At 63.7% G+C, this 10,322-nt stretch carries 7 protein-coding genes and 2 pseudogenes; 5 read left to right on the forward strand and 4 right to left on the reverse strand.

Features of this window, described 5'->3' with window-relative positions:
• Together EOA27_RS08605 and EOA27_RS08610 are read right to left on the reverse strand one after the other, a co-directional pair.
• On the reverse strand, positions 1-941 hold a 941-nt coding region (locus EOA27_RS08605), incomplete at its 3' end, for an ABC transporter substrate-binding protein (RefSeq protein ID WP_127255955.1).
• 157 nt (positions 942-1,098) lie between these two features.
• Entirely contained in the window at positions 1,099-1,380 is a 282-nt protein-coding gene (locus EOA27_RS08610) for a hypothetical protein (RefSeq protein WP_126078731.1), read from the reverse strand.
• A gap of 213 nt (positions 1,381-1,593) precedes the next feature.
• Between EOA27_RS08610 and EOA27_RS08615 the strand changes: the two genes are divergently transcribed.
• Entirely contained in the window at positions 1,594-2,331 is a 738-nt protein-coding gene (locus EOA27_RS08615) for an aromatic amino acid lyase (RefSeq protein ID WP_245491055.1), read from the forward strand.
• On the opposite strand, the pseudogene EOA27_RS43125 reads toward EOA27_RS08615, so the two are convergent.
• Positions 2,220-3,029 (reverse strand): annotated as a pseudogene (locus EOA27_RS43125) (MFS transporter); the annotation flags it as partial. The gene EOA27_RS08615 and the pseudogene EOA27_RS43125 overlap by 112 nt on opposite strands.
• 109 nt (positions 3,030-3,138) lie before the next feature.
• On the opposite strand from EOA27_RS43125, the gene EOA27_RS08625 reads away from it, so the two are divergent.
• Both EOA27_RS08625 and aspS read left to right on the forward strand, forming a co-directional pair.
• Positions 3,139-3,897 carry a DeoR/GlpR family DNA-binding transcription regulator gene (locus EOA27_RS08625; RefSeq protein WP_126061166.1) on the forward strand — a complete coding sequence of 253 codons (759 nt, stop codon included), beginning with the start codon at positions 3,139-3,141 and terminating at the stop codon, positions 3,895-3,897.
• A 108-nt stretch (positions 3,898-4,005) separates the two neighbouring features.
• Positions 4,006-5,802: an aspartate--tRNA ligase gene (gene aspS / locus EOA27_RS08630; RefSeq protein ID WP_127255957.1), complete on the forward strand. Its 1,797-nt coding sequence runs from the start codon at positions 4,006-4,008 to the stop codon at positions 5,800-5,802.
• Positions 5,803-5,897: 95 nt separating this feature from the next.
• Here the strand turns inward: aspS and EOA27_RS08635 are convergent, their stop codons facing one another.
• On the reverse strand, positions 5,898-7,088 hold the full coding sequence (locus tag EOA27_RS08635; RefSeq protein WP_126082966.1) for a hypothetical protein: 1,191 nt from the start codon (positions 7,086-7,088) through the stop codon (positions 5,898-5,900).
• 417 nt (positions 7,089-7,505) lie between these two features.
• On the opposite strand from EOA27_RS08635, the gene parC reads away from it, so the two are divergent.
• On the forward strand, positions 7,506-9,761 hold the full coding sequence (gene parC / locus EOA27_RS08640) for a DNA topoisomerase IV subunit A (RefSeq protein ID WP_126082965.1): 2,256 nt from the start codon (positions 7,506-7,508) through the stop codon (positions 9,759-9,761).
• 250 nt (positions 9,762-10,011) lie between these two features.
• A pseudogene (locus tag EOA27_RS08645) lies at positions 10,012-10,322 on the forward strand (AI-2E family transporter); the annotation flags it as partial.

The raw sequence follows: 10,322 nt of genomic DNA on the forward strand, positions 1-10,322 counted from the left end.
TCGTTGTATTCGCCGAACATCTTGGTGTAGCGGGTGACGAATTCCTTCATCTCGTCCGAAGCGATCTCCGGCGTGGAGGCGCCGCCGACGGAGATGAAGCCGTTGGCGTATTCGCCGGCGCCCTCTTCCAGCACCTTGGCGTCCTGCGCGGTTTCCGTCGAGATCAGACCTTCATAGCCAAGCTCGCGCGCGGCGCGGATGAGCAGCGGCGCGTTGGCGGGCGCAACGCCCGACAGGACGAGCAGATCGGGCTTCAGGGCGACGATCGGCGTCAGCACCGGGGTGAAATCGCGCGTGTCGTTCTGGTAGGTGTCGTTCTGGGCGACGACTTCCAGCCCGAGAGCCTTTGCCGCCTCGACACCGGAGTCGCGCTGGCTGAGCGGGTCGGATTCATTCGCCGCAACAAAGGCGATCTTCTTCACGCCCTTGTTTTCCTTCAGATATCTATAGATCGCCGGACCGGACTGGTAATTGGCGATCATGCCCAGCACAGCATTGGAAGCCGGCTTCTGGTAGAGCGCCTTGGGGAAGGCGTAGGGGAAATAGATGATGCCGTTGGCCTCGGCGACCGGGCGCACCGCGGCGGCGCCGTCATCGACATTCGGGCCGACGACATAGTGGATGCCTTCCTGCGCCATTTTCTCCATGCCGGCGATGGCGCGCTTGGGGTCCTTCTGGTCGTCGAAGGTGACGATGTTGATGTTGTAGGTGTCGTTGCCGATCTTGACGCCGCCGGTCTCGTTTAACCAGGCGGCGCGCGTCTGCATCGAGCGCACATTCGAGGTGCCCCAGGCGGCGGCCGGGCCGCTGGTGACGCCGACAAAGCCGATTTTCAGTTCCTTGTTTTCAGCCTGCGCATACGAAATGCCGACAGCGGCAATGGCCAGGGTCGAGACGGCGCCGAGCGCCATGGATTTCAGAGTCGAGCGACGGTTGATCATATCAGTAGTTCCCCTTGTTATCGCGCTTTGTGTTTTGCTCAAAGGCTGCGCGGATAGCGTTAAGGGAAACCGCCTAGGGCGGATTGTCAACATCTTTCTTAGGTATTGTATACAATGTTTCGCGAGAATGTGTGCACCCGTCAGTATGGGTCGAAGGCTACTTCCCGCAATGGTGGTCGTTGATCTTGTTGATCGCATTCGCGTCCGGCGCGACGCGGCCGTAGGAGCAAGCGCCAGCGGCGGTGGTGAACAGCTGCCGGTCGTAGTAACGCGGACCGCCGAAGAGCTGATAGAGAAGATCGTCGCTGGCCGGAACGTAGCGCTCGCGCTCGACCGGCTGATAATGGCGATGATGATGCCTTTCGCCCGCAACCGCTTGGGCGGACACGGTCGCGGCCGTGGCCAGCACGAGCGCAGAGAGGGTCAGGTACTTCATCATCGACGGCAACCTTCTGGCAGTTTGGATCCGCAGCATATCCAAAATCACCAGTCGCGCAAAAGTTTCCCGTACCGGGCATTTGTCGCCGCCGCGCCGCTAGCTGAAGAAAGATAACGGCAATCGCGACGGCGGATTTTCGACAATGGCCGGCTGCGATGCCGGATATCCTGCATTCGTTCGGCCACCATTCCCGGAGGCCCAAGGAATAGCCCGATGACAGCCAGAGTGATCGTTCTCGACGCCAAGCCGCTCAGCACGGAAGATGTCGCCGAGATCGCGCGGCGCAATGCCCGGCTCGTGCTCGGCGAGGAAGCCATGCGCCGCATCCGCGCAAGCAGGGCGCTGATCGAACATCTTACCCAACTCGGCAAGCCCCTCTACGGCGTCACCACCGGGCTCGGCGCCTGTGTCGACACGCCGCTGGCGCAGGCGGACCTGATCGCGTTCCAGCACAGTGTGCCGCTCAGCCATTCGATGGGCGCCGGTCCATCGCTGCCGACCGAGGCGGTGCGGGCGCTGATGGTCGCGCGCATCTGCGGCATGGCGGCGGGCGGCACCGGCACCTCGGAGGGTGTGGTGCTCGGCCTGCTCGCGGCGCTCAACGCAGGCGTCCATCCGGTCATTCCAAGCTGGGGTTCGGTGGGCGCAGCGGACCTCGCGCCGCTCGGCCATCTGGCGCGGGCGCTGCGCGGCGACGGCGAGAGCGAATATCAGGGCAGGATCATGCCATCGGCCGAGGCGCTCAAGCTCGCCGGGCTCGAACCGCTCGACCTGCGCGAGAAGGACGGCCACGCCATCATCGTCGCCAACAGCACGCGCGCCACGCCGCTCGGCGAGTGGCGGTCCACGAAGCTGTCGGCGAAGAAGCGCGTCGTCGCCTGCGAGAAGGCGAACAGCGCCACGGTGAAGCCGGCGGTCAGCGGGCCGGATTCGAACACCGTGCGCATATAGATCGCCGACCAGTCCATGCTGGCGCCTTCCATCAGCATCGCCGACAGCGTCACCGCGACGAGGATGAGGATCGGCAGCGTGGGGCGCGCGAATATCGGCGCTTCGTCGCTGGTCGCGGCGAACCGCGCCGGCGCCGGCTCAAAGCCGCCGAGGAACAGCGCCATCGCAACCGCCACCATCGGCACTACCAGCGCCAGATGCAGTTGCGGCGAAAGGCCGAGATGCGCCAGCGCGCCGCCGAACAGGCCGGCGCCGAAGAAGCCGATGCTCCAGAAGGAATGCGCCCGGTTCATGATGCGGCGTTGGAGCAGGAACTCGGTCCTGTCGGCCTCGACATTCAAGATGATCTCGATGCTGCCGATCATCAGCCCGACCGGAACCAGCATCAGGAACAGAGACGCCGGGCCAGGCGCGTGCATCGCTATCGCATAGGCCAGGCCAAGCAACGGCACCAGCCAAAGCAGCGCGCGGCGAAAGCCTACACGCTCCAGGATAGGCGTCGCCAGCGTCAGCGCGACCAGTGTGCCGATCGGCGTGCCGATCAGGGCGAGCCCGAGCGTGCCATCCTCGATCCGCATGGCTCGCTTGATGTCGGGCAGGCGCGGGAAGATGTTGCCCATGGCAAAGGAATAGATCGCAAAGCCCACATAGACGCGGTGCTGCGGAGCGAGTTTCAGGCCAAGGGTCATCGCGGGCATCCAACGAACAAGGAGATACGGCGGGCGAACTCCTCGACCCGCTCACGACCGTGTTCTTGCATGAACAGGCAAAACATGCAATAACGTGCACAAATAAATAGGATCGTGCATGCTCACCGAAGAACGCCACCAACTCATTCGCGACCAGCTTGCGGCGGACGGAAAGGTGCTGGCCGGCGAACTCGCCAGCCGTTTTGGCGTCTCGGAAGACACCGTGCGCCGCGATCTCAGGGAGCTCGCCAAGGCCGGGCAGTTGCGCCGGGTCTATGGCGGCGCGGTCGCCTCGGCGCCCTTCGCCGCCGCCACGCTCAGCCAGCGCAGCGGACATGCGGTCGAGGAGAAGACGCGCCTGGCGAAAGCGGCAGTGGGGCTGCTCGTGGCGGGGCAGTCCCTGTTCATCGATGGCGGCACGACCAATGAAGCCATCGCCAGGGCAATCCCGCGCGATATGGAACTGACCATTGCCACCAATTCGCTGGGGGTCGCCTCGGCGCTGGTCGATCGTCCTCTGGTCGAACTGATCGTGCTCGGTGGCCGCTATGTTCCCGATCTCGGCACCTGCGTGGGCGCCGATACGCTGGCCGCCGTGGCCCAGCTTGGCGCCGATCTGTTCTTTCTGGGCTCCTGCGGTCTGGATGCCGCGCGCGGCGTCACCGCCTTCGATTCGGCCGAAGCTGAGGTGAAACGCGCCATGGCGAAAAACAGCGCCGGCATTGTCATTGCCGTCACCAACGACAAGCTTGCGACTGCTGCGCCGTATCGTGTCGCCGGCGCCGATGCGATCCGCCATCTCGTGGTGGAAAAGACCGCGCCTGCCGCCACGCTCGCCGATTTCCAAAGCCAGGGCGCGCAAATCCACTTTGCCTGAGCGGAAGCGCGCCTGTGTGAGCGCTTGCCTTGACAAAGCCGGCCTCTCATGCGCTTTTCGCGCCAATTTTCGAGCCGGGCTGGTGCCCGCAACTTCCGGACTTTGCCCATGACCACGCATCGTTACCGCAGCCACACCTGTGCCCAGTTGAGAAAGAGCGACGTCGGCAATTCCGTCCGCCTGTCGGGCTGGGTGCATCGCGTGCGCGACCATGGCGGGCTGCTCTTCATCGATTTGCGCGACCACTACGGCCTGACCCAGATCGTCGCCGATCCGGATTCGCCGGCTTTCAAAGTCGCCGAGACCGTGCGCGGCGAATGGGTGATCCGCGTCGACGGCGAGGTCAAGGCGCGGCTGCCGGAGACGGTGAACGCCAATCTGCCGACCGGCGAGATCGAGATTTTCGCGCGCGAGATCGAGGTGCTGTCGGCCGCCAAGGAACTGCCGCTGCCGGTGTTCGGCGAGCCCGAATATCCCGAGGATATCCGCCTGAAATACCGCTTCCTCGACCTGCGCCGCGAGACGCTGCACCGCAATATCGTGGCGCGGACAAAAATCATCGCCGAGATGCGCAAGCGCATGGGCGAGGTCGGCTTTACCGAATTCTCGACGCCGATCCTGACCGCGTCCTCGCCGGAAGGCGCGCGCGACTTCCTGGTGCCGTCGCGCATCCATCCCGGCACCTTCTATGCGCTGCCGCAGGCGCCGCAGCAGTACAAGCAGCTGATCATGGTGTCCGGCTTCGACCGCTATTTCCAGATCGCGCCCTGTTTCCGCGACGAGGACCCGCGAGCCGACCGGCTGCCCGGCGAATTCTACCAGCTCGACCTCGAGATGAGCTTCGTCGAGCAGGACGACGTGCTCTCCACCATGGAGCCGGTGCTTCGCGGCGTCTTCGAAACCTTCGCCAACGGCAAGCCGGTAACCCAGAAATTCCGCCGTATTCCATATGACGAGGCGATGCGCACCTATGGATCCGACAAGCCGGACCTGCGCAACCCGATCGAGATGCAGGCGGTCTCGGATCATTTCCGCGATTCCGGCTTCAAGGTCTTTGCCAACATCCTGGCCAACGATGCGAAGGCCGAGGTCTGGGCCATTCCGGCCAAGACCGGCGGCAGCCGTGCCTTCTGCGATCGCATGAATTCCTGGGCGCAGGGCGAGGGCCAGCCAGGTCTCGGCTATATCTTCTGGCGCAAGGAAGGCGAAAAACTCGAAGGCGCCGGTCCGATTGCCAAGAACATCGGCGAGGAGCGCACCGAGGCGATCCGCCAGCAACTCGGCCTTGCCGATGGCGATGCCGCCTTCTTCGTCGCGGGCGATCCGAAGAAGTTCGTCACCTTCGCGGGCGCTGCGCGCGCCCGCGCCGGCGAGGAGCTGAACCTCGTCGACCGCGAGCGCTTCGAGCTGTGCTGGATCGTCGACTTCCCGTTCTTCGAATGGAACGAGGATGAGAAGAAGATCGATTTCGCCCACAACCCGTTCTCCATGCCGCAGGGCGGCATTGACGCGCTGAACGGCCAGGAGCCGCTCGGCATCAAGGCGTTCCAGTACGACATGGTCTGCAACGGCTTCGAGATCGCGTCGGGCGGCATCCGCAACCATCTGCCGGAAACCATGGTCAAGGCTTTCGAGATGGTCGGTCTGGATCGCGCGACTGTGGAAGAGCGCTTCGGCGGCCTCTATCGCGCCTTCCAGTATGGCGCGCCGCCGCATGGCGGCATGGCGGCCGGCGTCGACCGCATCGTCATGCTGCTCGTGGGGGCCAAGAACCTGCGCGAGATCACCATGTTCCCGATGAACCAGCAGGCCTATGACCTCTTGATGAACGCGCCGTCCGAAGCGACCCCGCAACAGCTGCGCGAGCTGTCGCTGCGCGTCTCGGTTACGAAGAAGGAAGGCTAGGACTCCCAGCCAAGCCTTTCTTTCCTCTTAAGAAATCGGCCGACAAAAAAGCCCGGCATCACTGCCGGGCTTTCGTTTGGAGCTGACGTGTTCGATCAGTCCTGGTTCGCCTTGACCTTGACGCCGAGCGTCTTGGGCAGGTCGAGCGGGTTGGACATGGCGCCGGCCATGATCAGCGCGAACGGTACCGACGACGGAGGCTCGGCCGAGATTTCCAGGCTCTTCGGATCGTCGAGGAAGGTGTTGACCGCCGACGAGACTTCCGCCGTCAGCTCGGGATTGTTGAGCTGCGCCATGCCGAACGGCACGATCGCCTTGGCCTGGTTGGCGACATCCTTGGCCGACATGCCCTGCTGCTTGCCGACATAGTCGAGCACCTTGCCGGTGAGCGAATCGTCCTCGAAACGCACCGAGGCGCCGTTGAAGGAAAGCTGCTGCATCAGTCCGAGCATGGCCATGCCTTGCGCGGAATTGTCCGCGCCTTCCGGCTGCGAGGCGAGCTGCTTCTGCATCGCCTGCATCGACTTGATGAAATCGACCGTGTAGCCGCCGAGGTTGAAGGTCATGCCGAGCGTGCCGGCATTCTCGACCGAGATGTCATATTTCGACAGCTCCATCTTGCCGTCGCTCGGCTGCCATGTGCCGGCCATGGCAATGTTGCCCGAGATGTTCTGGTAGCCGAGCGCCTCGATCGCTTCCTTCGACTTGGGGTCGTCGATCAGCGACAGGTCGGCGGTGAATTTTTCGGTGTTGGCGGTGAAGTCCATCGCCTTGCCGTCGGCCGGCGGGGTGATCTGGACCGCAAGCCCGTCCATCGCGAAGGCCGTCTTGTCGCCGACCTTGACCGTCATGTTGGAGAGCTCCGCCGATTTGTACATCATCAGCGAGCCGAGCGGATCGGTGCTGCCTTCGGCCGGGACCTTCATGTCGTGGATGATCACCGGGCTGAGGTCGAGCGTCACGCCGTCCTTGCTGTGTTCGAAGGGCGAGGTCGAGACAGTGGCGATCGCATAGCCGCCATTGGCCTCGGTGACCCCTTCCAGCTTTACGTCGCCGATCGGCAGCGCTTCCTTCTCGGCCGCCGGCTTGATGGAAACACCCTGCAGCACGGCGTTCGAATCGTCGCCCGAGACACCGGTCCAGGAAATCTCGACGCCCTGGGCGGCAAGGGCTGCCTTGATACGCTCGGCCACCGCCGGATCGGCGGCGAAGGCCGCATTGAGAGGCAGCGTCAGCAGAAAGGTCGAAAAAGCCAGTTTCTTGAGCGTCGAGCGTTGGATTGTCATGGCGAGTTCCCTGTCCTGATTTGGCTATGATGAAAATTGTTCTGACACCTGCTCCATCACCATTCCGTGACGAACGGGACGGGAAGAAGGCATTTTCCGGCAGATGTGTCGAAAATGGCGACGAAAAGCAAACGCCGGCCGGCAGTCATTGCGCGATGCGGTGAATTTGTCATGAAGATCGCGGCTTTCCTCCGCCAGCGCGTTGCATGCCAGATAGAGGCCGCGTGTAACGAGTTGATGTTGGCCGGCCTCATGGTGCCGTCGCGGCCTGTTGCAGATCGGTGGCAAATTGCAGCCGCCTCCCGGGCGCTTCCGTGAAGCCCTTCACATCGCCGGTTGTGTGTTCGTAGCCGCGACCAAAGCGCCGATGTTCACGCGACGCTTGCCGCGAATCACCCGCTCGGCTAGTCCAAAACCATGGGAAAGAGGCTTTTGCCGCCCGATGACAATGGCGGCGGCGACAAAATCGAACCGGTCGATCTGAAGGAAGCGCTTGAGCGGCGCTATCTCGCTTACGCGCTGTCGACCATCATGCACCGGGCACTGCCGGATGTGCGCGACGGACTGAAACCGGTCCATCGCCGCATCATGCATGCCATGCGGCTGCTCAGGCTCAACCCCGATCAGGGTTTCGCCAAATGCGCCCGCATCGTCGGCGACGTGATGGGCAAGTTCCATCCGCATGGCGACCAATCGATCTACGACGCGCTGGTGCGCCTGGCGCAGGATTTCTCGATGCGCTACCCGCTGGTCGACGGGCAGGGCAATTTCGGCAACATCGACGGCGATAACGCCGCCGCCATGCGCTACACCGAAGCGCGCATGACGGAGGTGGCGAGCGAGCTGCTTGCCGGCATCAATGAAGACGCCGTCGATTTCCGCCCGACCTACAATGAAGAGGACGAGGAGCCGTCCGTTCTGCCGGGCGCCTTCCCGAACCTGCTCGCCAACGGCTCCTCGGGCATTGCCGTCGGCATGGCGACCTCGATCCCGCCGCACAACGCCGCCGAACTCTGCGACGCCGCTCTCCATCTGATCGAACATCCGGAAGCGCCGGTGGCGAAGCTGATGGATTTCGTCCAGGGGCCGGATTTCCCAACCGGCGGCATCATCGTCGACAGCCGCGCCTCGATCCTCGAAGCCTATGAGACGGGCCGCGGCGGTTTTCGCGTGCGCTCGAAATGGGGGCAGGAGGATCAGGGCAGGGGCACCTGGAGCATCGTCGTCACCGAAATCCCTTACGGCGTGCAGAAGGCCAGGCTGATTGAGAAGATCGCCGAGCTCTTGATGGCGCGCAAGCTGCCGCTGCTCGAAGACATCCGCGACGAGAGCGCCGAGGACATCCGCATCGTGCTGGTGCCGAAGAGCCGCACCGTGGATCCCGGCCTGCTGATGGAATCGCTGTTCAAGCTCACCGAGCTCGAAAGCCGCTTCCCGCTCAACATGAACGTACTGTCGCGCGGCAAGGTGCCGAACGTGCTCTCGCTGAAAGGCGTGCTGAAGGAGTGGCTGGACCACCGTCGCGACGTTCTGGTCCGCCGCTCGAAATACCGGCTGGGCGAGATCGAGAAGCGGCTGGAAATCCTTGCCGGTTACCTGATCGCCTATCTGAACATCGACGAGGTGATCAGGATCATCCGCGAGGAGGATGAGCCCAAGCAGGTGATGATGGCCCGCTGGTCGCTCACCGACAACCAGGCCGAAGCCATCCTCAACATGCGCCTGCGCGCCTTGCGCAAGCTGGAAGAGATCGAGATCCGCAAGGAGTTCGACGGGCTCACCGCGGAGAAGAAGCAGATCGAGGCGCTGCTCGCGTCCGACGCCAAGCAATGGGCGACGATCAAGTGGGAAGTCACGCAGCTTCGCGACAAGTTCGGCCCCGAGACCGAGCTCGGCAAGCGCCGCACCCAGTTCGCCGACGCGCCGGAGCACGATCTCACCGACATCGCGCATGCCATGATTGAACGCGAGCCGGTCACGGTCGTCGTCTCGGAAAAGGGCTGGCTGCGCGCCATGAAGGGCCACCTGACAGATTACTCGCAGCTCGCCTTCAAGGAAGGCGATAGCCTGAAGCTGGCCTTCCATGCCCAGACCACGGACAAGATCCTGGTCTTCACCACTGGCGGCAAGTTCTACACCATCGGCGCCGACCGGCTGCCGGGCGGGCGCGGCCATGGCGAGCCGATCCGCATCATCGTGGACATGGAGAACGACCAGGACATCGTCACCGCTTTTGTCCATGATCCGAAGCGCAAGCTGCTGCTGGTATCCTATGACGCCAACGGCTTCATCGTTTCGGAGGAAGAGGTCGTCGCCAACACCCGCAAGGGCAAGCAGGTCATGAACGTCAAGGCGCCGGATGAGGCCAAGCGCTGCATTCCGGTGGCGGGCGACCACCTCGCCATTGTCGGCGAGAACCGCAAGATGCTGGTCTTCCCGCTCACCGAAATCCCGGAAATGGCCCGCGGCAAGGGCGTGCGCCTGCAGAAATACAAGGACGGCGGCGTGCTGGACTTGAAGACGTTCACACTGGAGACCGGGCTCTCCTGGCAGGATTCGGCCGACCGCACCTTCACCAAGTCGCGCGAGGAGCTCGCCGAGTGGATCGGTACCCGCGCCGCCGCCGGCCGCATGGTGCCGAAGGGCTTCCCGCGGACGGGGAAGTTCGGGTAGCGCAGCGCTAATCTCCCCCCTCGAGGGGGAGATGTCGCCGAAGGCGACAGAGGCGGTCGCCGCGCGTGAAGCGCCAACCTTCTCTGTTGGCGAACGGCGCCAGCGCTCCACGCGCGGCGACCCCCTCTGGCCTGCCGGCCATCTCCCCCTCAAGGGGGGAGATTCCTAGACATTTGGACTATCGTCACGATTGCTGCACTATGATGGTGCATAAGCATCCATCGAACATCGGATAGGGAGAAACGCCGGGTTGAAGCGGGCCGAGATCCAGAAGCCGGGGCAGCGCCTGTTCGGCCTGTCGACGCCGCTCAGGGCTGCCGTCATCCCGCCGCTGTCGGCGGCACGTTGGCTTCTGGTGCTGATCGCCGCCGCCGGCGTCTATTTCTTCCACGGCTTCCTGTTCCCGGTTCTGGCCGCGCTCGTCATCGCCTTCGCCAGCTGGCCGCTCTACCGCCGGCTGCTCGTCGCCGTCGGCGGCAACCGCACCATAGGCGCGACGCTTGCGATCCTCTTCATCCTAACCTTCCTGGTGGTGCCGATCGCGCTGGCCGGCACCTACGC

It is taken from the genome of Mesorhizobium sp. M2A.F.Ca.ET.037.01.1.1 (assembly GCF_003998075.1).
Classification (GTDB): Bacteria; Pseudomonadota; Alphaproteobacteria; order Rhizobiales; family Rhizobiaceae; genus Mesorhizobium.

Excerpts from the sequence above, each read along its gene's own strand:
- EOA27_RS08635 (WP_126082966.1), bottom strand. The coding sequence starts at position 7,088 with ATGACAATCCAACGCTCGACGCTCAAGAAACTGGCTTTTTCGACCTTT.
- aspS (WP_127255957.1), top strand. The coding sequence starts at position 4,006 with ATGACCACGCATCGTTACCGCAGCCACACCTGTGCCCAGTTGAGAAAG.
- EOA27_RS08625 (WP_126061166.1), top strand. The coding sequence starts at position 3,139 with ATGCTCACCGAAGAACGCCACCAACTCATTCGCGACCAGCTTGCGGCG.
- EOA27_RS08615 (WP_245491055.1), top strand. The coding sequence starts at position 1,594 with ATGACAGCCAGAGTGATCGTTCTCGACGCCAAGCCGCTCAGCACGGAA.
- parC (WP_126082965.1), top strand. The coding sequence starts at position 7,506 with ATGGGAAAGAGGCTTTTGCCGCCCGATGACAATGGCGGCGGCGACAAA.
- EOA27_RS08610 (WP_126078731.1), bottom strand. The coding sequence starts at position 1,380 with ATGATGAAGTACCTGACCCTCTCTGCGCTCGTGCTGGCCACGGCCGCG.